20 protein-coding genes are annotated in these 25,595 nt (G+C 40.2%); 7 read left to right on the top strand and 13 right to left on the bottom strand.

The genetic code is table 11. The annotated features are described in order from the left end of the window. Positions 1 to 28: 28 nt before the first annotated feature. The 6 genes from CLV32_RS13585 to mutL form a co-directional block, all read right to left on the bottom strand. A complete protein-coding gene (locus CLV32_RS13585; protein ID WP_133556394.1) occupies positions 29 to 886 on the bottom strand; it encodes a nuclear transport factor 2 family protein in 858 nt (285 codons plus the stop codon). Positions 887 to 923: 37 nt separating this feature from the next. Next, on the bottom strand, positions 924 to 2,384 hold the full coding sequence (gene cysS, locus CLV32_RS13580) for a cysteine--tRNA ligase (protein WP_133556391.1): 1,461 nt from the start codon (positions 2,382 to 2,384) through the stop codon (positions 924 to 926). A gap of 134 nt (positions 2,385 to 2,518) precedes the next feature. Then, positions 2,519 to 3,694 (bottom strand): endonuclease/exonuclease/phosphatase family protein, encoded by a 1,176-nt coding sequence (locus CLV32_RS13575; protein ID WP_243732316.1) that lies wholly within the window; start codon positions 3,692 to 3,694, stop codon positions 2,519 to 2,521. Between the two features lie 8 nt (positions 3,695 to 3,702). Continuing rightward, positions 3,703 to 4,566, bottom strand: a complete 864-nt coding sequence (locus CLV32_RS13570; RefSeq protein WP_133556389.1) for a rhomboid family intramembrane serine protease — start codon at positions 4,564 to 4,566, stop codon at positions 3,703 to 3,705. Next, positions 4,559 to 5,293, bottom strand: coding sequence for a rhomboid family intramembrane serine protease (locus CLV32_RS13565; protein ID WP_133556387.1), 735 nt, complete (start codon positions 5,291 to 5,293; stop codon positions 4,559 to 4,561). Before CLV32_RS13565 ends, CLV32_RS13570 begins: the two co-directional genes overlap by 8 nt. A gap of 2 nt (positions 5,294 to 5,295) precedes the next feature. Continuing rightward, entirely contained in the window at positions 5,296 to 7,149 is a 1,854-nt protein-coding gene (gene mutL / locus CLV32_RS13560) for a DNA mismatch repair endonuclease MutL (protein WP_133556385.1), read from the bottom strand. Between the two features lie 131 nt (positions 7,150 to 7,280). On the opposite strand from mutL, the gene CLV32_RS13555 reads away from it, so the two are divergent. Both CLV32_RS13555 and CLV32_RS13550 read left to right on the top strand, forming a co-directional pair. Continuing rightward, positions 7,281 to 8,915: an amidohydrolase gene (locus tag CLV32_RS13555; RefSeq protein WP_133556383.1), complete on the top strand. Its 1,635-nt coding sequence runs from the start codon at positions 7,281 to 7,283 to the stop codon at positions 8,913 to 8,915. Beyond that, positions 8,887 to 10,725 (top strand): serine hydrolase domain-containing protein, encoded by a 1,839-nt coding sequence (locus tag CLV32_RS13550; protein ID WP_243732315.1) that lies wholly within the window; start codon positions 8,887 to 8,889, stop codon positions 10,723 to 10,725. Before CLV32_RS13555 ends, CLV32_RS13550 begins: the two co-directional genes overlap by 29 nt. A 65-nt stretch (positions 10,726 to 10,790) precedes the next feature. Here the strand turns inward: CLV32_RS13550 and CLV32_RS13545 are convergent, their stop codons facing one another. After that, positions 10,791 to 11,753 carry an isopenicillin N synthase family dioxygenase gene (locus CLV32_RS13545; RefSeq protein WP_133556381.1) on the bottom strand — a complete coding sequence of 321 codons (963 nt, stop codon included), beginning with the start codon at positions 11,751 to 11,753 and terminating at the stop codon, positions 10,791 to 10,793. 228 nt (positions 11,754 to 11,981) lie between these two features. On the opposite strand from CLV32_RS13545, the gene msrA reads away from it, so the two are divergent. After that, positions 11,982 to 12,584, top strand: a complete 603-nt coding sequence (gene msrA / locus CLV32_RS13540; RefSeq protein ID WP_133556379.1) for a peptide-methionine (S)-S-oxide reductase MsrA — start codon at positions 11,982 to 11,984, stop codon at positions 12,582 to 12,584. Positions 12,585 to 12,635: 51 nt separating this feature from the next. On the opposite strand, the gene CLV32_RS13535 is transcribed toward msrA, so the two are convergent. Both CLV32_RS13535 and CLV32_RS13530 read right to left on the bottom strand, forming a co-directional pair. Further along, positions 12,636 to 13,955, bottom strand: a complete 1,320-nt coding sequence (locus tag CLV32_RS13535; protein ID WP_133556377.1) for an SGNH/GDSL hydrolase family protein — start codon at positions 13,953 to 13,955, stop codon at positions 12,636 to 12,638. Positions 13,956 to 13,978: 23 nt separating this feature from the next. Continuing rightward, positions 13,979 to 15,193: an OmpP1/FadL family transporter gene (locus CLV32_RS13530; protein ID WP_133556376.1), complete on the bottom strand. Its 1,215-nt coding sequence runs from the start codon at positions 15,191 to 15,193 to the stop codon at positions 13,979 to 13,981. A gap of 263 nt (positions 15,194 to 15,456) precedes the next feature. On the opposite strand from CLV32_RS13530, the gene CLV32_RS13525 reads away from it, so the two are divergent. Further along, positions 15,457 to 16,089, top strand: a complete 633-nt coding sequence (locus CLV32_RS13525; protein WP_133556374.1) for a nitroreductase family protein — start codon at positions 15,457 to 15,459, stop codon at positions 16,087 to 16,089. 162 nt (positions 16,090 to 16,251) lie between these two features. After that, positions 16,252 to 18,969: a carboxypeptidase regulatory-like domain-containing protein gene (locus CLV32_RS13520; RefSeq protein ID WP_133556372.1), complete on the top strand. Its 2,718-nt coding sequence runs from the start codon at positions 16,252 to 16,254 to the stop codon at positions 18,967 to 18,969. 45 nt (positions 18,970 to 19,014) lie between these two features. Here CLV32_RS13520 and CLV32_RS13515 read toward each other — a convergent pair whose 3' ends face one another. Both CLV32_RS13515 and CLV32_RS13510 read right to left on the bottom strand, forming a co-directional pair. Then, entirely contained in the window at positions 19,015 to 20,547 is a 1,533-nt protein-coding gene (locus CLV32_RS13515) for a PspC domain-containing protein (protein WP_133556370.1), read from the bottom strand. Further along, positions 20,544 to 20,876 carry a PadR family transcriptional regulator gene (locus CLV32_RS13510; RefSeq protein WP_133556368.1) on the bottom strand — a complete coding sequence of 111 codons (333 nt, stop codon included), beginning with the start codon at positions 20,874 to 20,876 and terminating at the stop codon, positions 20,544 to 20,546. Before CLV32_RS13510 ends, CLV32_RS13515 begins: the two co-directional genes overlap by 4 nt. A gap of 446 nt (positions 20,877 to 21,322) precedes the next feature. On the opposite strand from CLV32_RS13510, the gene CLV32_RS23255 reads away from it, so the two are divergent. Beyond that, positions 21,323 to 21,481, top strand: a complete 159-nt coding sequence (locus CLV32_RS23255) for a hypothetical protein (protein ID WP_208111007.1) — start codon at positions 21,323 to 21,325, stop codon at positions 21,479 to 21,481. A gap of 62 nt (positions 21,482 to 21,543) precedes the next feature. On the opposite strand, the gene CLV32_RS13505 is transcribed toward CLV32_RS23255, so the two are convergent. Further along, positions 21,544 to 22,686, bottom strand: coding sequence for a putative sensor domain DACNV-containing protein (locus CLV32_RS13505; protein WP_133556366.1), 1,143 nt, complete (start codon positions 22,684 to 22,686; stop codon positions 21,544 to 21,546). A 210-nt stretch (positions 22,687 to 22,896) separates the two neighbouring features. On the opposite strand from CLV32_RS13505, the gene CLV32_RS13500 reads away from it, so the two are divergent. Beyond that, positions 22,897 to 23,430: an RNA polymerase sigma factor gene (locus CLV32_RS13500; protein WP_133556364.1), complete on the top strand. Its 534-nt coding sequence runs from the start codon at positions 22,897 to 22,899 to the stop codon at positions 23,428 to 23,430. Here CLV32_RS13500 and CLV32_RS13495 read toward each other — a convergent pair whose 3' ends face one another. Further along, entirely contained in the window at positions 23,431 to 25,503 is a 2,073-nt protein-coding gene (locus CLV32_RS13495; RefSeq protein WP_133556362.1) for a TonB-dependent receptor plug domain-containing protein, read from the bottom strand. Positions 25,504 to 25,595 lie beyond the last annotated feature (92 nt).

The following is a 25,595-nucleotide window of genomic DNA, read 5'->3' as shown; positions in this document are numbered from 1 at the left end:
AGAAACCCTTTTAGTTTATTGCTTTGGCTTAACGCTCAGCAGGCGCATACATCTGAAGAATAAGGTTCCAGGTATGGTCTACCTGCCGTTCATAGATATTTACATAATTAAAACTTTCTCTCAAGTCTGCTTTATAATCTATGGTAGCTACCCCATAGGTATATGCTAAATCGCCTCCGGCAGCTTTTTCCGCCTTGGTTGTTTTAAGCGTAATCTTACTTACCATCCCGTTATAAAAAGATATGATGTTATCTTTTCCGATAATTGGTTCACGCCCTGGGAAGAGTAAACGTGCATCAGGATTAAGGAAGCCACCAAATGCAGCAATTCCATAAGATTTAAGTGTAGCATCCAATGTCTTCTCTGTGGTCAGAATAATTCCTTTCCCAGTAAGTACATCTTTTTCATTTGCATATTTAGGCTTGAAAAAATCAAGCGGGTCTACAAATTGCGGCACTGCTTTGTTTAGTGGTTTATTATGATCCGTTGAGATATCTAATGTGGCCTGCCATTTTCCATTAACCATTTTCCAAATTGTCAGGTAGTCACCATAAGATTTAGTCGTTCCGTCTAACACAAAGGGTCCCGTTGTAAAGCCCCAGTCTGCACTTCTTGAGACCTTTGCAAATACAGGAGTCCAGCTCAGGCTCTTTGTATCTTGTTCTGTGCTGTAGTATGTTTTTGCATTTACCGGATTCGGCCTGAAGGCCACTGCATCATTAGCTGCGAAGGTATTAAAGGCAGATTTAACACCATTTTTCGAGGCAGTTTCGGAAAAATCCCGATCTGCATTAACCAATGATTTAACGGTTCCATCTGACTTTTGTGCAAAAGCAGCAAGAGAGAAAGAAGTAGCAATAACGGCGCAAAGTATTTTGTTGATCATAATTCTAAATTATTGGGGCTAATATAGGGATTAGCGGTTAAATTTTATTCCAGGTCGTACCTTCTTTACTGTCTTTTAACTGTATGCCCATAGATTGGAGGCCAATTCTTATTTTATCCGAGGTTGCATAGTCTTTATTTTCCTTCGCGGTTTTCCGAAGTTCTATGACCATGTCAAGAACAGCATTAAGTTCCACATTGGATGTATCCTCATCTTTTAGTCCAAATACATCAAATACAAAATCTTGCATTAGCTGCTTAAGCGCATCCAGGTCGGCAACGGTTAACCTGCCCTTACCATCATAAACGGTATTGATAATCCGTGCTGCTTCGAATAATTCCGCAATAACCACAGGGCTATTGAAGTCATCATTCATTGCATCAACGCAATTTTTCTGAAGCTGACTGATATCAAAATCACCCGTTTCTGCCGGCACAAGCTTTTCCAGTAGGTTTACGGCGTTCATCAACCTTCTGAAGCCTTTTTCTGATGCATCCAAAGCTTCGTTAGAAAAATCCAACGTACTCCGATAATGCGCCTGTAGCATAAAGAACTTCACTGTCATCGGACTAAATCCTTTGGCTAGTAAAGGATGATCTCCAGTAAATAATTGTAAAGGTAAAAATCCATTACCGGCACTCTTCGACATACGTGTTCCATTTACTGTGAGCATATTGGTATGCATCCAATATCTGGCCGGTTGTACATGGTTACAAGCTTCAGATTGTGCTATTTCATTGGTATGATGTGTTGCTGCAAGATCCATTCCTCCGCCGTGAATATCAAACTCCTTACCCAGGTATTTTGCACTCATGGCAGAACACTCTATATGCCAACCAGGAAATCCAACTCCCCAAGGTGACGGCCAGCGCATAATGTGCTCAGGCTTAGCCTTGATCCAAAGGGCAAAGTCTAGTCTGCCTTTTTTCTCATCCTGTCCACCAAGCTCGCGCGTATTTGCAAGCATATCTTCGAGGTTCCTGTTCGTCAAAATCGTATAGTTATACGCCTGACTATATTTTTCTACATCAAAATAAACGGTACCATTAACTTCATAAGCATATCCTTTTTCAAGAATCTCCTCTACCATTTCTATCTGTTCACTGATATGTCCTGTTGCTGTCGGTTCTATACTTGGCGGAAGGGTATTGAACATCTGCAAGACTTCATGGAAACCTAAAGTATATTTCTGAACAATCTCCATTGGCTCCAATTGCTCCAGCTTTGCACGCTTGGCAAACTTGTCTTCCCCTTCATCACGATCACCTTCCAGATGGCCCGCATCAGTAATATTTCGCACATAACGCACTTTATAGCCACTGTATTTAAGGTATCTGAAGATAAGGTCGAATGAGATGAACGTACGGCAATTACCTAAATGGACATCACTGTATACAGTAGGCCCACAAACGTACATCCCAACATTGGGTGCGTGTAGTGGCTCAAAATCCTCTTTCGTTCGGGTAAGCGTATTATAAAGCTGTAAGCCGTTTTTCATTTCTATTTCATTTAAATTAAACTATGACAGCGCATGAGACTGTTTAGCTTGCTTGTAATATTATGCAATGGTACGCTATTTCATCTGCCTGGATATATAGATAACAGTAGCGATACCGCAGCAAAGTTAAAAATTTAAGGGGTTAATTTTAAATCGCTTCGCACGGGAAAATGGTCAGACAGTTTCGCCGTAATCACACGGTGATTTATGATTCCGATATCCTTGGTTGTTGCGATATAATCAATTTGAAAATTAGGAAACTTCCCGTTATAGGTACGCCCAAGCCCTGTACCTTTTTTATCAAAACTTTTGTTCATTCCCTTCGTTAACTGCGTTACCGCATAGGATGGTGGGGTATCATTAAAATCACCAGCAATCAAAAATGGTGTGGTACATTTTTTCATTTCAGCCTTCATTACGTCTACCTGGGCACTTCTTTTCAGAAATGCAGTTTTAAGCATGGACAGTATTCGTTTAGAGGGCTTAAGATCGGGATCCATCTTGCTGGTTACCTTATCAAGGTATTCGTAATCCTGTTTGTCAAATGCAATGCTCTGCAGATGTACACTATAAATACGCATCATTTTCTTATTGATCAATACATCTATATAGATACTTGAATTACCACTATCTGCAAAAGCAATTGAGCCCTTACTCTCTATTGGATATTTAGAAAAAATAGCTAAACCGTTTGCTTCGTAGCCGTTGTCTGTGTCTGCAACAAAGTAATAATAAGGAGTCTTCAAGATTGCCTTTAAACTATCCGTCATATCAAAAGATCCTTTTTTCCTGGTAAAATATTCCTGGAATGCGATGATATCCGGATTTTCTTTCCTGACAATACTTAGAATCTGTTGTTTGACCGGTTCTACCGCTCCGGTATCAAAAGGTTTGAACCCATGGACGTTATAAGTCATCATACGCACCAGGTCTATGCTTTTTTTAGGCCCTTCACCTGCATCGCCTGAAAAGCGAATGGTAGCCCGAAAGGCCTGCCATCCGGAACCGATTACGATTAATGTGAGCAAAAATAAAATCCATCGTTTTCGAAGCACCCACCAGCCTAGTATAAATAGGTTGATTACCAATATATAAGGATAAGCAAGCCCAAAGAAGGGTATATATTTATTGTCGCGCGGATCAATATGCCCTGCCATAGCACCCAGAACCAGTGCAATCGCAAAGGCCAGGGCAACAAGCCTGACCAGTTTATCGATAAAGGTAACACTGGATTTCTTCTTCATACTCGTTATTTTATTTTCCGGCAAGTCTTTCTTGTCCTGATCTTCGTTATTGAGGTGTAAGATCATCGACCCAATTAATGATTACTGGCCTTAAATAGTGTTTCCTTTTCTTCCCGACTTAATTTATCGTAGCCCGATTTTGATATTTTATCAAGGATGGCATCTATTTCCTGTTGATTTACTATTGACGGAGCCTTTGAAGCCGGGCGTTTAAATGTTTCATTTTTTACGACCTTTAGTTTTGTCTTCTTTTTAAAGATGTCGCTCCAGTCAGCACCATTTTTAAGTGTTTTAATATATAGGAAACCAAAAAGTGCACCCCCAATGTGGGCAATATTACCTCCTGCATTAGTAGACGCAATGCCAATAACCGACAACAGGATATACGCTACCGCAAGGTATTTCAGTTTCACATCACCCAGAAAAAGCATACGGATGCTAAAATCAGGGACCAGCGTAGCAGTTGCAACCACAATACCCATAACAGCTGCAGAAGATCCGATTACATTTGCTGACTCAATAGCAGGAGCAAAAACAGGAAAGGTATGGTAGGCAGCAATAAAAAAGACGGCACCTAAAATTCCAGACCCTAGATATACAAAGTGAAACTGCCTGGTTTTCGTAAAATCGTTAAAAATATTCCCCATCCAATACAACCAAATCATATTGAAGAAGAAATGAAAAAACCCGTCATGTAAAAATTGATAAGTGATAATCGTGTAAAATCGATATGGAAGCTTAGCCAAGGAGGCCGGAAAACCAAGGTATTCTCTAACCAAATCAGAAACACCGCCCGCCCCATTTCCAGACAGGTATAATCCTACGCCAATTAGAGCGGTAACAATAAACACAATGGCATTAATTCCAATGTAAAAAAAGACAGGGTTACCTGAACGGAAAACCTTGAATTTTAAATCCTCATATAGATTGCTATTCATAATAATCGTAAAAAGTATTTTTATTCCGCCAAAGCTTAACTAATATATATCCAAGTAAGGCACCGCCGAGATGCGCATAATGGGCCACAGAATCTCCCTGAAACTGTGCTACACCAAGGAAGAGTTCAAGTACGATGTAAACAGGAACGATATATTTTGCTTTAACTGGTACAGGGATAAACATGATATACAATTCTACATTTGGATATAACATACCAAAGGCCACAAGCAGGCCAAAGATAGCTCCAGAAGCACCGACCATAGGTCCGCTATAAATACCAAGCAATGTTGACAATTGACTTTCTGACAATCCTTTAATAGTTGTTGAAACAACTTCTGTGGCTAAATCTATCTGTATTGCACCATGATTAACAATAGAACCTGTGATCTGATAAACTTCAAACGCCTGGACAAGTAGTTGAAGTGCCAAAGCGCCTAAACCGGTAATGAAGTAGAAATTCAAAAACCTTTTGGCACCCCAATGAACTTCCAATACGCTTCCGAAAGTGTATAACGCAAACATATTAAAAAAGATATGTGTTAATCCACCGTGCATAAACATGTACGTGATTGGCTGCCATATCCTGAATAACGGAGAGTCAAAATAAAATGCTCCAAGATAAAATCCGAGTTCTATCCCCTTGTTCCCTAATACCCAGGTTACAGCAAAGAAAAGTATATTAATTATCAGTAGGTTTTTAACTACTGGTGGTATTTGGACATTCATGTTTATTTATCAAATTTTTTATCTAACTCCGTCAGTCCTATTGTTTGTATCACCGGTCTGCCGCCGATACTGAAATTGGGACTCTTACATGCAAAAAGTTGTTCTATCAGCATGTTCATTTCTTCCTGCGCCATAGCTACACCACTTTTGATGGCACTGTTTCTTGCCAGACTTCTGGCAAGGGCATCTCTTTTATCTAATTTTAGTTCCTGCTGCGAATTCTTAAATCCTTCGATCAGACTTTCAAAAAGTTGCGTCTCGTTGATGTTATTGCTTCCAAGATCAACAGGAATACCTTCAATAACCAAAGTATTTTTGCCAAATTCACGTACTTCAAACCCCAGACTCTTAATATCATCCAACAAGCTCCTGGCCAGTTCATAGTCATTAGGACTTAACGTTACCGTCTGAGGAAACAAACTTTGTTGAGAAGCACCTTTACGATCTTCAAGGTGTACAAGAAACCTTTCATACAGCACCCTTTCATGCGCAGCCTGCTGGTCAATCAGCATCAATCCTGATTTAATCTGCGAAATGATATAACGGTTATGCAGCTGCATGAATTGCTTCTGCACAGGCATAAATTTTTCTTCAGCTGCATTATCCCCTGGCATCTCTATCCGGGCTTGTGTATCCGGACTGTGGTTTGCAATTTCGTATAAGGAACCCCAGTTTTTTGTACTACTGTTTGCGCGGTATTCCTGACCGCCATAGCTCGGCGATTCCCTGACCGCCGCTCTATCAGAAGCAAAGGGATTAAAGTCAGGATTAAAATTGATGCTTGGCGGCACAATATCTTCAGGCTTCTTTAAACTGATCATACCACTGAAACCTGTCTCCTGGTCAAAATCTATCGTTGGGCTGATATTGAATCTCCCCAGTGAACGCTTTACTGCAGCATGCAGAATCGCATATATTGATTTCTCCTCAAGGTACTTAATTTCTGTTTTTGTAGGATGTACATTGACATCAATTTTTGCGGGATCGATATCAATAAAAAGCACATACAATGGGAAATTCTCATCAGGCAACAAATCCTGATAAGCTTTAGTCACTGCATGATTTAAATAACCATCCTTGATGAAACGATTATTGACGAAGAAAAACTGTTCACCTCTAGTCTTTTTTGCAAACTCAGGCTTGCCAATAAATCCTTTTAGGTTGATGATCGTAGTTTCTTCTTCTACAGGAATAAGCCTTTCATTATAGTTATTCCCAAAAAGATGTACAATACGCTGCTTGAGAGACAATGCCGGTAGCCGGTAAATCTCCAGACCATCATGATGCAAACTAAAAGCAATATGTGGGTTTGCCAATGATACACGCTGAAATTCATCAATGATGTGCCGCATTTCCGCCGGATTACTTTTCAGGAAATTACGCCTGGCAGGAGTATTGAAAAAAAGATTTTTGATACAGATGCTCGTCCCTGCAGATGTAGCTACCGGCTCCTGTTTGATAAAGGTTGCTCCTTCAATTTCAATTAGGGTACCCAACTCATCTTCATGTCTGCGGGTCTTCATCTCTACCTGCGAAATGGCGGCAATAGAGGCCATAGCCTCACCTCTGAAACCCATGGTACGGATAGCGAAAAGATCCTCTGCTTTACGTACTTTGGAAGTTGCGTGGCGTTCAAAACACATCCGGGCATCAGTAACGGTCATTCCGCAACCATTATCTATTACCTGAATCAATGCTTTTCCAGCATCCTTTAGTATCAGCTGCACTTTTGTTGCCCCTGCATCTATCGCATTTTCCAGCAATTCCTTTACGGCCGATGCGGGTCTTTGAACCACCTCTCCGGCAGCGATTTGATTAGCTACGCTATCGGGTAAAAGCTGTATTATATCTGACATTTATATTCTCCGGTAAAGCTGCTAATTTAGCGAAAATAAGCCTTAACTCTAATTTCTTTTCATATAATTGGCTGTTATATGACGAAGTCACTACAACCTTTTTATATCTTTAAGGTTTACACCTGAACCACATGAACAAAGTTTTCTATGGCCTTATTGCCGCTACATTGCTGTTTAGTAGCTGCGGCACAAAGCAGGCCGACCTCATCGTTTACCATGGAAAAGTCTATACGGTAAATAATAACTTCGATACCGTCCAGGCATTTGCTGTTAAAGATGGTAAGATTCTTGCAACCGGCAGCGACGAAGAGATTCGTAAAACCTACAAAGCAACCACAGAAATAGATGCACAAGGCAAGGCTGTCTATCCCGGCCTGATTGATGCGCATGCACATTTCTACAGATATGGACTTGGATTACAGACCGCAGAACTCAAAGAAACCACGAGTTGGAAAGCTGTTTTAGACAAGCTTACAGACTTTGCGAAAACACATCCAGATGGCTGGTTGATTGGCAGAGGCTGGGATCAAAATGACTGGCCTGATCAGGCTTTCCCAGATAAGACTGAACTCGATAAACTTTTCCCAAACCGCCCGGTATTTCTTACACGAATAGATGGACATGCTGCTATTGTAAACCAACGCGCGCTGGATGCTGCAGGAATTAAGAAAAGTTTTATACTCACCGGCGGCGATATCGCAGATAAAAACGGAGTTCCAACGGGCTTGCTTATCGACAATGCCGTTGCACTAGTAGCTGATAAAATTCCTAAACCAGATCAGAAAACAACTGAAAAAGCCCTGCTTGATGCACAGGCTATGTGCTTTGGTGTTGGACTAACCACCGTTGACGAATGTGGCATCGATGCGCCGATGATAGATGTCATCAAGCAAATGCAAAATAAAGATGCGTTGAAGATGCGCCTTTATCTGATGCTTTCAGACGACAAAGCCAATTATGACTATCTATTTAAAACAGGGGCCATTAAAACCGATCGACTCAATGTTCGGGCGTTTAAAGTATATGCCGACGGCGCATTAGGAAGTCGCGGCGCCTCCCTACTTCAACCTTATACTGACATGCCCGGAAAAAGTGGGTTTTTATTGAGTAATCCAAAACATTTTGAAGAGGTAGCCACCATGATCAATAAACACGGATTTCAGATGTGTACACATGCCATCGGCGATTCGGCAAATCGTACCATCCTGAAAATTTACAATACAGTATTAAGCAGCAAGAACGATAAGCGCTGGCGCATTGAGCATGCACAGGTAATTGCTCCATCAGATTTCAACCTTTTCGGGAAAACAAGTGTAGTGCCTTCAGTACAACCTACACATGCTACATCCGATATGTACTGGGCGGGAGAACGATTAGGTACGCAAAGACTTAAGGGTGCCTATGCTTATAAACAACTTTTAGAACAAAATGGATGGATTCCCCTGGGCACTGACTTCCCTGTCGAAGACATTAATCCAATGTTTACATTCTACGCTGCAACAGCTCGAAAAGATGCCAAAAATTATCCCTCAGGAGGATTTCAGCCAGAGAATGCCCTCACTAAAGAAGAGGCATTAAGAGGAATGACCATTTGGGCAGCTAAGGCTAATTTTGAAGAAAAAGAAAAGGGAAGTCTTGAAAAAGGAAAATTGGCCGACTTTGTGATCCTGGATACCGATATTATGACTACCGCACCCGGAAATATTCTAAAAACGCGTGTATTAAAAACCTATGTTAATGGAGAGAAAGTTTATGAAAAAAAATAACCTTGGAGCGTTATTACTTATTTGCAGTATAGCTTTGAGTACCCTAACCGCCTGCGCGCAGGATCACAAAAAGAACCAGACGCGGCTTACAATGATAAATGACGCACTTAAAAACACAGTATTATTAAACAATCAAAACAACATTATCCCGCTTACAGCACTCGACAAAAAACAAATTGCTTCTGTAAACTTGGGCTATGCCAATCAATCTACAGTTGACAGCCTGCTGAATAAATACGCGAAGGTTACCCCCTTTGATGCAGGCAAATACAGTTCGCAAGCCACGTTAGACGAGCTGGAGGACGACCTCAAATACTATAACACAATTGTTGTTACCCTGACCGATCAACAAACTGGCAACGGCAGGTTCATTAACTTTATCAATATACTGGCAAAAAACAAGCAAGTTATTATCAATTTGTTTGGCAATGGAAAAAGCTTAGCTGCTTTCGATATGATTTCAGCGCCGATTGTATGGACAGACCTTACAGACATTGAGGCGGCTGCAATCGTTCCGCAGATTATTTTCGGCGGTATGCCAGCAACGAAAACGCTTACACGAGCTTACTCTGGAAAATACACTTCAGGATCCGGTTTCATCACGCAAAGCACCAGACTTATGTATACTGTTCCTGAAGACGCAGGTGTAAATTCTGATGATCTGGCAGAAATTGACCGTATTACCGCCGAAGCCATCAACGCGAAAGCCGCCCCGGGTATGGTTGTGCTCGTGGCTAAGGATGGTAAGGTTATTTTTAATAAGGCCTATGGCAGTCACACCTATGACGGCGCTATGCCTGATAAGCTTACTGACATTTTTGACTTGGCCTCGGTAACCAAAGTAACAGCGACTACACCCACCGTGATGCGGTTATTCGAACAAAATAAGCTGAATCTCGACACCAATATAGGTGCTTATATTCCCAAGGCCAGAATAACACCCATGAATAACATTCAGGTTAGGGAGGTAATGCTGCATCAGGCGGGATTTATCCCTTACATACCCTTTCAAGACGCTATTAAACCCGCAGACCACAGCTCCGACACATCTGCTGCTTTTCCTACAAAAGTGGCTGACGGATATTATCTCCGAAAAGATTATTTTAAAGATGTGATGTGGCCCAAGATGCTGAATTCTCCAATCAAGACAAGAGGTAAATATGTATACAGCGATATCAGTATGTACGTAATGAAAGACATTGTGGAACGCTTGAGTGGAGAACCACTAAATCAATACGTACAAGAAAACTTTTACCAACCTTTAGGAATGCAGACGGCTGGTTTCCTGCCACGCAACAGGTTTTCGAGAGATCAGATCGTTCCAACAGAAAACGACACCTACTTCCGCAAAACTTTATTGGTAGGATATGTACACGATCAGGGCGCAGCAATGGTAGGCGGTGTATCTGGGCACGCAGGGCTCTTCGCCAGTGCTAATGATGTAGCTATTATTTATCAGATGCTATTAAATAAAGGTTCCTATGGCGGCGAAGTTTATTTTAAGCCACAGACTGTGGAAATGTTTACATCCCGACAATCCAATGTAAGCAGAAGAGGGTTAGGTTTTGATAGATGGGATCCAGACCTTACAAAAAAATACCCTTCGGCAACGGCCTCTCCTCAAACTTTCGGTCATACTGGCTATACCGGAACCTGCGTTTGGGTAGACCCATCGCGTGGACTGGTCTATGTATTTCTTTCAAACAGAGTAAATCCAACGGTATCAGAACAACTTTCTAAATTATCCATTCGTGGTAGAATACAAGACGTGATCAATAAAGCCATTGATCTTGGCAAAACAAGTAAATAAAAATCAAGATAAAAAAAGAGGGGCATTGTAGATACTGCAATGCCCCTCTTCTTTTTTAAGATGAATTATTTCTTCAATCCGATTTCTCTCAATCTTTCATCAAGGTACTCGCCGGCAGTCATGTCTTCATATACTTTAGGATGCGCCTCATCAATGCATGATTCCAAACTCGTTAAATCCATATCAGAACGCGGGTGCAAAAAGAAAGGAACCGAATAACGTGATGTTTTCATCAGTTCTCGCGGTGGGTTTACCACTCTGTGCGTAGTCGATTTTAACTTGTTATTTGTTAACCTTTGCAGCATATCACCAACATTGACAACAATATCAGTATGATGCGCCTTAATGGCCAACCATTCGTTTGACCGCGTAAGTACTTCAAGCCCATCAGCACTTGCTCCAATCAATAAAGTTATCAAATTGATATCCTCATGTGCTCCGGCGCGTACGGCATCATCAGGAATAGATTCTGGATTCTCTATCGGAAAATAATGAATGCCCCTTAAAATAGAATTACCATTATGAACATGTGCGTCGAAATAATCGACAGGCAAACTTAAATAGGTAGCAATTGCACGTAACAAGTGCTTGCCATTCGCTTCCAATCGTTGGTAAATTTCACGCGTAACTTCGTTAAATTCTGGAAGCTCAGTCAGGAATTCATTATCCGGATATTCTGCTTTGATAGGATCCGCGTCAAGTACTTCCTGGCCAATCTGCCAGAACTCCTTAAGGTCTGCAGTTTTCGCACCTTTTGCAGTTTCTTTACCGGGACTGGTATAGCCACGTTGACCAGCCAGTTCAGGCTTTTCATATTCTTTTTTCTGATCGGGAGATAGCGCAAACATCGCTTTAATATTTTCATATAGCTTATCAATCAGCTCCTGACTAACGCCATGATTGGTGATCGTTACAAATCCTGAATCATTAAAGGCTCTGCCCAGTTCGTCAGAGAATTTTTTACGTTGCTCTTCTGTACCATTAATGTACGAGCCCAGGTCTAAACTTGGAATATACGGTGTTGACATATTTGTTTTTGCTAATGTGGATCTAAATTAAAAAACTAATCAGAAAAATGTGGATAGCCTAAATAATAGCAGTATATCTATTTTATTATAAACAACTTAAGTTATTAACAGTTTTCAATTACCGCAACATAATCAAGCCATTGTCAATTTCAAGACGAAATTTAGTAAAATAAATCTTTAACAAACAGACTTGCGTAAATTTACATACACAACACGAAAGACACAGATATGAAACGTTTAACTTTGATTGCGATACTGCTCTTAACCATCGGTAGCGTGCAGGCACAAAACAATAAATTACAAAAAGCCACTTTTGGCATGGGATGTTTCTGGTGTTCAGAAGCAGTATTTCAGCGCCTCGAAGGGGTGGTAAGCGTAAGATCTGGATACGAAGGTGGTGATGTACCAAGCCCTAGTTACGAAGATGTATGTACTGGGACCACGGGCCATGCTGAAGTAATAGAACTTACCTACGATCCTTCAAAAATTTCCTACGATGATTTGTTGGCCGTATTTTGGAAAAGTCATGATCCGACGACATTAAATCGCCAGGGTGCTGATGTAGGTACGCAATACAGATCAGTTGTATTTTACAATAGTCCAGAGCAAAAAGCTACTGCTGAACAGTATAAAGCAGAACTCAATAAAACGAATGCCTATGGCAGACCTGTTGTAACAGCAATTACCAAAGCGCAGCCTTTTTATGTAGCCGAAGCTTACCACCAGGATTATTTCAATAAAAATGCAGATCAGCCCTATTGCAGATTAGTTATCCTGCCTAAGCTGGATAAGTTAGAAAAAGTCTTTAAGGCGAAACTAAAGAAAAAATAAGTCTATAAAAAAGGCCCGCTGATAAATTCAGCGGGCCTTTCGTTTTATCTATTAGTTGTTATTCAGAGGGAATTTGACACCTCTATATTTTGTAACATCAACAATAGGAATAGACGAACCATACTTAGTGTTTATTGCTTTAATGAAAGCATTAGCAGTAATTGCATAGCCCATCGGGGTTAAATGGATTCCATCCAGGGAGAACAAGTTTCCTGTAATATAAGCAGAACTTACGACGGCGCCATTCACCTGAGTAGGTGTGTTATATTGTTTTAATAATGTGTTCGCATCCATCAGCGCCAATCCATTGGCACTAGCCACAGAGGTAATGGTGGCATTATAAGCCGCCGTGAAATCATTTACAGTAGCTACTTCGGTTGCATCCAACACATATTTATTTTCGATTGGATTTAAGGGATGTAAGCCGTAAGGCAACCCTGCACCGTTTGGAACTCCCATTACACCTGCAGAACTTAAGGTAAGCGTAAATAAATCAGCTGCAGTTGCTGCGCGTGTGCCGGCACCGGTTTGAATATATAACGTTGTTACGCTTGCACCAGCCGCAGTAGCACGGATAGTAGCCAATAAAGTAGCCAGAGTGACTGTTCTAAAATAAGGCGTAGTTGTTACGTCCGGGATTGTAGCTACAACACCTTTAGCTTTACTACCCACAAGCCGGTTTACGGTAGCAGCATAAAGTGCAGCAAAATCAGCCTTAGGAGTTGGAATATCACCTACCCCACCAGAACTGGCATAACCAAGGATATCATTATTCCCTAACCACATACTAAAGAAGGTATAAGGCTTAGCCATTACAAAATCCAGGTATGTTGTAGAATTGGTTCCTGCATTTCCCGGCAATAAGCGTTCATAATAACCATTCAGGTTACCATAGGCAGCCAGGTTTACGTGTGCCAGTTTGATTCCCGGTACACCATAATTATTTAAATCTCCGCTGTATTTGTCATATAAAACAACGTTTCCGAAGCCGGGAATAGCAACTTGTCCGCGAACTGCAAGGTTACTGGTTTCAGCCCCTATGTTCGGGGTACCGTTAGCATTTAACCCCAACAGCTTAGCGTAACCAGATCCATTAGCATGTGCTTCTGTAAAAAATGGAGTTGAGAAATTACCGCCGCCAACATTTTTCATTTGTGCAGCAAGCATCTCAGGATATGAATTTTTTTGTCCTTCAAGATAAAGGCCGTTATCGGCATAACCGGAAGTAAGCGAGTTCCCTATTGCAATGTAACGGGAGAAATCAGCCTGACCGTTAGTAGGAGTAACATCTTTCAGTTCTGGCTTACAGGAAGAGAGACCAGCAATAAATGCGACTGCCAGTACACTTTTAAGTATATGTTTTGAGTTCATTGTATTTTTCATGTTAGGTATGGCTAAAATTTATAAGAAAGAGAGATTCCTGGAATGTATGCTACTGTCTTGAAAGTACCGTCCAGGTTGGTTTCGATATTCTTCTCTGTTCTTGAAAGGACATTCTCGTAAAGGAATGAAAGGTCGATACCGAAACGGGATGTTGGCATATAACCTAGTCCTGCGCTAAGTAATACACGATTGGCATCAGGTACTTCTGGAGTAACATAACCTTTTCCTACGGGTGTGAAAGCATAAGCTACACCAGCTCTAAGAGCCAGTTTAGTTGTAGTTAAATTTTGGATACCAACACGTATTACACCAGCATCATGATAATTTCTTGGTGACTTAGTATCCGGAATACGCGTATTGTTGTCGTAATCAAACGCAAGTTCTTCGTATTTATGCCAATGTACCCAATTTGCATCAACGGCAATTGTTGTTTTCTCCGACGGATAAAAACCTAAACCCAGTGTTGTAGTAGCAGGCAAAGGAAGTGAAGCCGTAAATTTTGTTGGGAAAGTTGATGCTACTGAAGCAGGCACAACAAAAATTGCATCGCCGTCTTTCACATTTGCTGTTACTTGAGATCTGTGCGTAATACCAATGGAAACACCTGACAATGTTTTAACATAAATACCAGCGTTCCAACCAAAATCTTTGGTGTCACCTTTTAACTGTGCTGTACCAGACTGTCCTGTGCTTAATGTTAAGGGAACCGCACGCTGCAAATCTACTTTACCAAGCGCATATACCAGCCCTGCTCCAATACCTATCTGATCCGTAAGTTTCAAACTTAAGGTTGGTTGAATATATACCGCTTGTAGATCTAGGGAGGTTACAGTATACTTTCCAGTCCAGTTCTCATCATAATGCATGGCACCTCCAAATGGGGTATAAACACCAATACCGAAACGGAGTCTGTTTGCCGGATTACCAAAAACTGCGTAGGCCTGAAATGGCGGTGCTATTCTGTCTTTGTTATATTCTGTGATGTTTGAGCCGGTCTCTCTAAAGCCCGTTTTAAGATACAATGCACTGATACCGCCTTGAACACCATTCTGTTTTAAGAATGATACGGCACCCGGGTTAAAAAAAACTGAAGCCTCATCCAGTGCTACCCCAGTTCCGGCACCGCCCATGGCGATTTGTTTGTGGCCCTGAAGATTGACCTGAAAAGATTGGGAGAACCCAACAAAAGGCATAATCGTTAGAAAACTTAATAAAATCCTTTTCATAATATTTGGTTAGTTGATAAATAAAAGCGCTGCATCCGCAAAAGATACACGTACAACAAAATTCTTGTTGGTAAGTTTTACAATACAATTACTTATGCAAGCATAACAAAGTAACGCTTTTAGGATGTAAAATTGAAATATTTTTAAAGCATATAATTCAAAGGATAAACGGTATCATTTTAAAGTCAAAGCTTAAGCTTTTCTTCACGCTTAAACATAACATGAGTACATTTGCTAACACCGTTATCAAAAAGAAATTTCATATGAGCTTAATAAATGCATTAAAGTGGCGCTACGCTACAAAAAAAATGACTGGACGGGTTGTGCCGCAAGAAAATGTTGATCAGATTGTAGAAGCAGCTCACCTGGCTCCTACTTCATCGGGTTTACAGCCTTTCAAAGTAATTGTAGTATCGAACGCTGATTTGAAGGCTAAAATTGCTCCGATTGCTAATAACCAATCTCAAATTATCGATGGATCTCACCTGCTTATTTTTGCGGCTTGGGACAATTACACGGAAGAGCGAATCCGAAGTGTTTTTGCTAATGCCAATACTGAGCGTGGTCTTCCTGCCAGCACTACTGCAGATTACGAGAATATGCTTGTAGGTGCATATACCAATAAAACTGCTGAGGAAAATTTCCATCATGCAGCAAAACAAGCTTACATAGGCTTTGGTATCGCCTTGGCAGAGGCCGCTTTATTAGGTGTTGACGCTACGCCAATGGAAGGCTTCAATCCAGCACAGCTTGATGAGTTGCTAGGCTTAAACGAACTTGGTTTGAGAAGCACAACCATCCTGGCTTTGGGATTTAGAGATGCTTCTGCAGATTGGTTGGTAAATCTTAAAAAAGTTCGCACCCCCAAAGAACAATTTGTAATCGAGTACAAATAAACAAGATTCAAAGACAACAAAACGGCATCGACATTTATCGATGCCTTTTTTATGGCACGGATTCTCTTTTTAAAATGTCAAAATATGTTAAACTAACTGAAAAATATAGAGCCCCGGCTATATTTCAATATATTAGCCTATTATTCCGGTTAAATTTAATACATGAATTATTACAAAGTTATACCCTTCCTATTTCTATTCTTCCTGGGCTGTCATTTTTCGGGCTTCGCCCAACAGGATACTACAGTGTTAAAAAACATCCTTCAGAAGACAAAGAAGCTTTCAGATACGGAACCATTGGAAAAAGTGTACCTGCATTTTGATAAGCCTTACTATAGTGTTGCAGATACAATTTGGTTTAAAGCGTATTTAACAACGCAACAAAACATGTTATCACCGCTTAGCAAGATTGTTTATGTTGACATTATGAACAGCAAGGATTCGCTGATCAACACCCTTAAACTTCCTGTCAACAATGGTGTAGCTTATGGCAACATGCCTGTAGATCCAACCAACTTTAAACAGGGAAATTACTATGTACGTGCGTATACATTGTGGATGTTAAACTTTTCAGCAGACTACTTCTTTACGAAGACAATTCCTATTGGAAATGCGATTGATAAAGCAGCCCTGACAAACATAAAATACACAACTACCCAAACTGAAAAAGGACAGGTTGTCACAGCAAAGATTCAGTTTAAGAATGAAGAAAAAATTGCCTTGGCAAACCGGCCAGTTAGTTGGAAAATGATTTCTTCTTACGACTTGGTTGCCCAGGGTAAGGGAACAACTGACCAAAATGGATTTTTGACTGTAGAAATCAATTCAAAAAAAGGATCATATATAAAAAAAGGAGAGTTGCTAACCGATATTATCATGTCCGATAAGGAGGTAGTGAATACTAGCTTTGAAATTACTCCAATAGTTGCCGAGAACGACCTCCAGTTTTTCCCCGAGGGAGGCGAATTGTACAAAGGAGTGCCAACACAGATTGCTTTTAAAGCATTAAAGGGCACTGGACTGGGAATTGACCTTACCGGAACCATTGTAGACAATGATGGTAATCAGGTGACTACTATAACTTCATCACACGCAGGTATGGGATCGTTTTACTTAAATCCAGATCCGGCCAAAACTTATAAAGCAAATGTGACATTCAAGGACGGGAGTAAAAAAACATTTGCATTACCGGTAGCCAAAGAATCAGGCGTAAACCTGCAAGTAGTTAACGGGCCTACAGAATCCTTAAACGTTAAGATCATTGCGAATGAACCGTACTTCAACGAGCATAAAGGCAAAGCGCTGTATTTAGTAGCGCAGCACAACAACATCGTCTATTATGCTGCGCAAACGTCTCTGCAAAATCAGGTGACTTCAGCGAAGATTCCCAAAGATAAATTCCCATCAGGAATTGTACAGGTAACTTTATTTTCTGCTACTGGAGAACCAGTTAGCGAGCGGATCACTTTTCTGATGCATAAAGAAGCAATAGCATTGGCAGTTCAAACCGACTTGCCTGCTTACAAGCCCAGGCAAAAAGTCAAGATGACTGTGTCCGCTAAAAATGCCACACAAAAACTGGCTGGAGACTTTTCAGTAAGCGTTACAGACGAGACAAAAGTCCCTGCTGATGAAAATGCTGAAACAACAATCCTAAGCTCGTTATTACTTACATCCGATTTAAAAGGTTACGTCGAGAAACCTAACTATTATTTTAATAAAACTGACGACAAAAAACTCGCAGAACTAGATATACTTATGCTTACACAGGGCTACAGAAGATTCTCTTACAAAGAGATCCTCCAGGACAAACTGCCCGCCGTCGTATATCTACCTGAGCAGGGAATGGACATTACAGGTATTCTAAGGGACAGGACTGGAATGCCTGTGAAAAAAGGAGCGATGCGCTTAACCGTTTCTGGAAAGTCTATATCCGCTGAAACATTAACAAGCAACTCTGGTCTCTTTGCGTTTAAGAACCTCAATATCCCAGATTCGTCACAAGTGGTAATCACCAGTAGATTCGTTGCGGGATCAAACAACATGATGATTATGGTTGATCAGGCACCTGGCGCTGAAATCACAACAAATGTAAATGCTCCAGACGAAGTGATGAACATTGATAGTACACTATCAAACTACTTAAGCAATAGCAAAAAACAATACAGCTATATGCGCAACCTGAAAGAGGTTGTCATCAAAGGAGCAGCGATAAAAAAGATAAGTCACGCCGACTATCCTGCCTTGAGTAGTTTAGGCAATATGCCTGAACACATCATAGAGCCTGAACGACTTAAAGACTGCAGGGATCTTGTCACTTGTTTAAAAACAATGGCAATGGGGCTTACTTTTTTTGAGAATCAGTTTTATATTACACGCGACTATAATGCCGGTGGTCGGACGCCTGTAGGTATTTTCATCGCTGGAAACCCCGTTGATCTATATGCCATCAATTCTGTCAATGTTAACGAAATAGAGTCAATTGAAATCTTTTTAAAAGACCAGTTGGGTACGGTAAACAGAACTTACGGTACGAGTGGAATTGTATCCATCAATATGAAAAAAGTTGTGAAGAGCAAAATGAGCATGGAGGATCTGAAAAAGCTAATGCCTAAAAACAACGAGGTTACACTGATGCCGAAGGGTTACAGTAAACAACGCGAGTTCTATTCTCCTAAATATACCGCCACCTTTATTGCAAAGAACGATCTTAGAACTACCATTTATTGGAACCCAAAAGTTATTACTGATCCTGTTACGGGGGCAACGTCATTTGAATTTTTCAATGCAGACGGCAAAGGAAATTACAAGGCCGTTGTTGAAGGTATTGATAAAAATGGAAATATCGCCCGGACGGTTTTCAGGTACATCGTAAAATAACATGATGCAAAATAAACAAGGGAAGATCAGATCTTCCCTTGTTTATTATTCTTTACATTTCAGTCCCTCATCCGTCATTTCCCATACCCTGAAATCATTACTGTCATCATCGTAAGAATCGCAAGACCATGACCCGTATCTATCAAGAGAATAGCTGACATCTTTTTTGATATTCAACTTTGTTCCGACAGGAACCCTAAGCACCAATACTACCCGCTGATCCCTCCAGTTACTGAACTTATTCAGATGAAGTTTAGGACTAAAATTAAGCACCGAATCCTGTTGCGAAAATCCATATTCAATATTCTGTGCATTTTTTAATGCCATTGCAAATGTTTTTCCGTGCGCACTGTAATTTTGAGTTAGGCTTACCTTTCCATTATCGCTTTTCTCAATTTGAAGCCCCACACGACTTGGGGTTGTAAACGGCCCATGGTCGTCGCTGATGATTACTTTACCAGCATAACGCTCCGCTGTGATGTGATATCGTAAACTATCTTCATGGTTAAGAAACATAGTACGATCTACTCTGACATCATATACAGGATAAGGAGCCAACGGTCTAACCTGTGTAAATTCTGCCTGCTCTTTAAATTCTGTTGTTACTTTAGCCACATAAAATATGCTTGCCATCACCCCTGCCAGCCAAACTATCAGTAATCCATAAGAAACTGTTTTGTTTAACGCTTTACTATTGAAAGCTACGCGGATAGAGAACAAAACCAAAGCGATCAATGGTATAGCAAGTGTGATAAAAAATGCGAAAATAATCTGTGTTAGATAAGCCGCACTGACAATGTTCAGGGGGAAAAACTCATATGGATTCGCATCCCAAATCCCTAATAAAACAGCCAACGTAATGAAAAGTGAAAGCAGGAAGCATGACCCCATGATAATAATGATTATTGCTACTACTTTGACTATCGTTTTACCAAGTACACCTATAAATCGATCCAATGCCGATACGACTTCCCGGATAAAACCTCCTGAGCGTTTCATCAGTTGATTTGCTGCCAATTCTTCTTCAAAATTCCTGAAAAAACCCTGCAAGTTCAATGCTTCTCCACGCATGTACATCTTTTCCGACCTGCTCACGGCTCTTGGAACGATGATCCACATCACAATATAAGCTAGTATTCCCGAACCACCTAGAAAAATACTAATCAGCATTATCACACGAATCCAACGTTCATCGATGTGTATGTAATGAGCAAGTCCAGCGCATACACCAGCAATAATGGCATGGTCAGTATCACGATAAAGTTTCTTAATGCCGTCTTGTACCGGAATTTCTCCTGTAGCGTCTTCATCTATCTGCTCAAAGTCCTTAACAGATCCCATTTGAGCAATTATAACCTGTACATCGGCGAGTTCCACAACCTGACGCTGATCTCTTGAAAGGATCTCAGTAAACATTTCTGCAATCCTATTTTCAATATCTGTTACAATTTCAAAATCATCCGCACTACTTGAAAAATGTGCTTTAACCTCGTTAAGATATGTGGTTAATGTTTCGTAGGCATCTTCCTCTATATGGATAATAGAATTACCGATATTAATATTGAGCGTCTTTTTCATGATTTCATTTGTTTAGATGTTTCTATTGCATAAGATAATTCCATCCAGGTCATATCCAGTTTATTCAAAATTTCTTTACCTTCCGGTGTAAGCAGATAATATTTTCTTGGTGGGCCTGAGGTGGACTCTACCCAGTTATAACTTAACAAGCCATTGTTCTTAAGTCTGGTCAACAAAGGGTATAAGGTTCCTTCGACAACAAGCAGTTTAGCTTGTCTTAATTCAGCGATGATATCGGAGGCATAAATTTCTCCCTTCGATATTATAAGCAGCACACAATATTCTAGTATGCCCTTTCGCATTTGCGTTTGCGTATTTTCTGCTATCATAATACAAAGATATATGCTTTATAAGGTAATATGCAATACATAGTACTGTACAAACTCACAAAATGGCTTTAACCTACTGTATTACAGGACAATAATTTTAACATAAAAATCATGATCAAGAAAAAAATCAGAAAGTAGATTATGAGAAAAGGTGAGAAAGACACTGTCGTCTACGACATTTCAATTAAAAAAAGGTAAATAGACGAAATATCGTGTTTAATGTATTATACAAATTGACGCCAATAGAAGACACTGGTACTTAAAACGCTGCTCGTGAATGATCTCCTAGTCATAAAAACACGCTAAACCCCTTGTTTTTAAGCTCCCCCCATCAATTTGAAATGCATTTGTTAATAAAAAACGCAAATTATCAACATTTTAACATTTACGTAAATATTTGGCGCACAGTTTGTATTAAAGAAAATACATCTATTAAACATCTACCTATGCTGATCAAATTAACTCCACTCTTTTCTACTTATGCAAGGCATAGAGAAGAGAAAGCTGCAACAGCTTTGACCAGACAACAATGGATCAAGGCTGACCGCATTGTCATGATCGTTCTGTTGATTTGCACGATCACGACAGCGATCCTGCTTTCTTAGGATGTGAACGGCATTAATTAATTTTTTATCCTGGTACGGTTGTACCGGGATTTTTTTTTACGTTATAAAAGTAGGGTATCAATACGGTGAGCCTGCACTTTTTGCTTTTGTACAGACCAGCTGAAAATTGTAAAATGACCATCCTGAGAAGCAACAAGCGCGAGTGCATCATTTTGATCGTGAACAAATTGTGCTGCTGAAAGATGACGTGTACCACCCAATTTAGATGCGTGCATCATTACCGCACCACCTCCTAGAATAGGCTCACTAAAATAAATCTCTTCAACTGTTTCTTTGTTTTTTGCACGTCCGATCTTGGCACCGAAAGCCAATAATTCATATCCATCACTAACAATTGTTGCTCCATCAACGGCAGTTAATCCTGCAAGATGCTCCACTTCCCGCTTAAGTGCCGTTTGCCAAAAAATCTGACTTGCTTCTTTTCTGTCTTGGCTCAATAATTTCGAAAGACCCGAAAATGCTGGCTGTATGTCGTACTGTATCGGCTTTATAATGGAATGTAACCAGGTTTTACAGCTATCCGGAACTACAAGTAATGCTCCTCCTCGCTGATGTGCGCGCATAGAAACTGCAAGTTGAATTAGCACATTTACTGCATCATTCCAATAAGATGGTGCAGTAAGATCTAATAATGACAGAAGTATCGTTGGGGTATCCGGCACGCTGGTGCTGGACGAATCAACAATCTTAATCTGTTCTCCTTTTAGTACCGCCACGTTAGTGAACTTTCCGAAGCCATAAATCCTCCTGTGCTTGATCACAAGTAAACTCGGTTCAGAAACATCCAGCACAAAACAAAAGTTAGGTATGCTCGTGGTAGTTCCCCAAATGTAGACCTCGTCTCCATCATGCCAAATTCCCAGGTGAATTCCGGCACGTTCAACTCCAGGTGCTATCTTAGCTAATGTTGATGGAGTAAGTAACAAACGCTGCTTGAACAACAACGGATTTCCCGCTTGTTTAGGCGGTAAAAATGCCAAAGAAATTTTCGGAGAATGCCCTTCTTCCTTACGAAGGCTAGCCCAGAAAGTTGCGTCAATTATGACTTCGACAAACCGAGCTTCAGGTAAAGGTGCCAGGTCCTCTTCTCCACTTTCCCTTGCCAGATTCAAATGCTGCGCGAAAATTGCTTCCACCTGAGGAGCAATCACTACAGCCGCCTGGTAAGTTGATTGATAGATCATGCCATAAAGTTAAATTAAAAAAACATAAATACTGACCTAAAAAATGATGCCTCATTCGGCTTTACTCTACAAATTGACAATTCTGTACGCCTACCTAAATTTAGTGCCGCTTTTTTAAAATGTCTGTACAGGCGCTTAAACCGCCTTGAATCACATTTTGGTACATCAATTGCAAGTATTTGTTTATCTATCATAGAAAACAAATAAACAATGGATTCACAAGCCTTCAACCTCAACATCTTCAGTCATAAAGATTCCTTATACGCATTTGCATTTTCATTTACCCGGGATTCCGAAGATGCAAACGACCTGTTCCAGGATACAATGCTTAAAGCAATCAATTACTCCAGTCAATTTAAAGAAGGCACAAATCTAAAAGCATGGCTATATACTATTATGCGTAACACGTTTATAAATAGTTATAGAAAATCTGCAAAAACTACGGCTATTATGACTGTCACTGATGACCTTACTTCCGACAAACTTTTTTTAAGTGCTACGTTAAATAACAGCGAAGGTAAATTTGTGATGGATGATATCTACAAAGCACTCGAAAAACTGCAACCAGAATATTATACCCCATTCATCAAATATTTCGAAGGATTCAAATATCATGAGATCGCTGATGAACTTCAGATTCCTATTGGCACTGTCAAAACTCGCATTCATGTAGCTCGTCAATTGTTGAAAAAACAACTGCGAGTTTATTCAAAATTTGTAGACTCTCAGGAACGCGTAGCCTAGTTACTTTAGCGTATATCTTATTCCAAAAAAGCCTCTAATACCTTGATTCGGTCCATAAACATAATTTGGATCAAAAGTAAGTGCGTATGGATTGCCGGGCGTTGCAACAACCTGCCCGGCTCCGTTAAATTGGACATTTTTATCAAATGGATCATTAGCACCTGCTATTAGAAATGGTGTTCCCTTGTTTGGTGTCCAATTTAGCAGATTCTTCACACCACCATATACCTCAATTGCTTTAAGACCTTTATAGGTAAATTGAATATTCTGTATGCTCCATACTGGAGAATATTGTGGTCTCGGATCTAACGGCCCCAGTAAGGGGAGCCGCATTTTACCGTAGACGTTGCCTGTATAATCTAAACTCAGTTTGACGGGTTTAAACAAATAAGAAATTGCCCAGGTACCTGAAATTTTCTCGGTTAATATTTGCTGACTTTTTACGCCATTCTTTACAGTAGACACATCTTGATATGTTCCTCCTAATATAAACTTTAGTCCATTGATAAAGGTGATATCGATATTTGCACTGATCCCTTTGCTAATGGCGTATCCATCCAAATTGTCGTAAACAATCTGATTTGGATTGGTATCAAAATCACCAATAATCCTGTTGTTAAAATAAGTGTAAAAAGCTGAACCGTCCAGACCAATAAAAGTTGCATCTTCTGTATAAATCTTCTTTAGGTAATTCAGATTTACGTTATAAGTTTTTTCAGGTTTAAGCGCATTTGCGATCACAACATCACGCGCGCCAGTCAACGCAGCATGATCTTCTGTAAAAATATTGACAACTCTAAATCCCGTACCCGCATTTAGGCGCAATATATTTTCATCGTCAATAGCATATTTATAAGCTACTCTGGGAGTGATAATATTACCGTGTACAGAATTGTAGTCGTATCGCAATCCAGTAAGCAATTTATGTTTTTCTCCAATCTTAATTTCGTCCTGGATAAATGCACCAGGTAAAAAAACCTTATCCGCATGCGCCGTTGCCGGTGTATTGTCATCGTAATATGTATATCTTGACGCCAGGCCAAATAACAAGTCGTGATTCTCAACTTGCTTATCCCAGATTAGCTGCGCAAAAGCTATCTTCTGCTGGGCAATATAAGACACAGTTCCATAGCGACTATCCTGATTATGGTTGGTTAAAGAGAATGACAGAAACATCTTTTCCTGAACGGGCAATTGGTAGTTCCCGATAAGTTCTGCCCTTTTTGTATAAATACTTTCTCCATAAACCTGATCTCCACCACGGTAAGACTTGTTCCAATTCGTTTCCCCACCCCAGCGATCTTCATACACATAGCGACCTGCGATAGTAAATGCACGCTGGTGCTTACGTTTAATACTCCATTTTTGGAAAAATGAAATTCTATCTTGTAAGGTTATGTCAGTAAAATTATCATGGTTATGATCTACTACATTTCCAAATTTAAAATAGTTTATCCCGCTCAAGACAGTTATGCGACTGCCAATCTTACTTTTCAAAGAAAAATCAGTATTTAGCTCCTTATAACTTGTAGCAAAGATATCTACCGTTAATTTATCCGATTTCTCAGGACTCTTAGTGATGATATTGATCAATCCGCCAACCGCTTCGCTGCCATAAATTGATGATGCTGGCCCTTTAACAATCTCTATTTGCTCAACAATCGCATTAGGGATGCCAGATAGGCCATAAACGGTGGATAAACTACTTACAATTGGCATTCCATCGATTAAAACCATTGTATATGGTCCCTCCAAACCATTAATATGAATGTCGCCTGTATTACAAATATTGCAGTTAAGTTGTGGCCGCACTCCGTTTACATTTTGCAAAGCATCAAAAATGCTTGGTGTCGGATTTTTACGAAAAAATGCTTGGCTATATACCTCCACCGGCACGGGACTCTCTAATTTTCGCACAGGCTTCAGTGTACCCGACACAACAACTTCATTCAAGTCGTTCTCCTTATGGATACTGCTATCTGGCTTAATTGTCCCGTTTGTTGGTATCACTTGAGCAACGCCCGTATGGGCAATCATCATCAATGTAACGAATAGCGTATATGTTATTTTCATATATCAAATAATATTTTCAGAAAGCAAACATACAATATTTAGACCAATCTAAATATAATTTGACGATTATCTAAATGAAACTATTTTTATCG

Origin of the sequence: Pedobacter duraquae, from assembly GCF_004362245.1 — a bacterium.
Taxonomy (GTDB): Bacteria; Bacteroidota; Bacteroidia; order Sphingobacteriales; family Sphingobacteriaceae; genus Pedobacter; species Pedobacter duraquae.
Note: the sequence above shows the minus strand (reverse complement) of the source record. Positions and strands in the feature narration are given on the sequence as shown.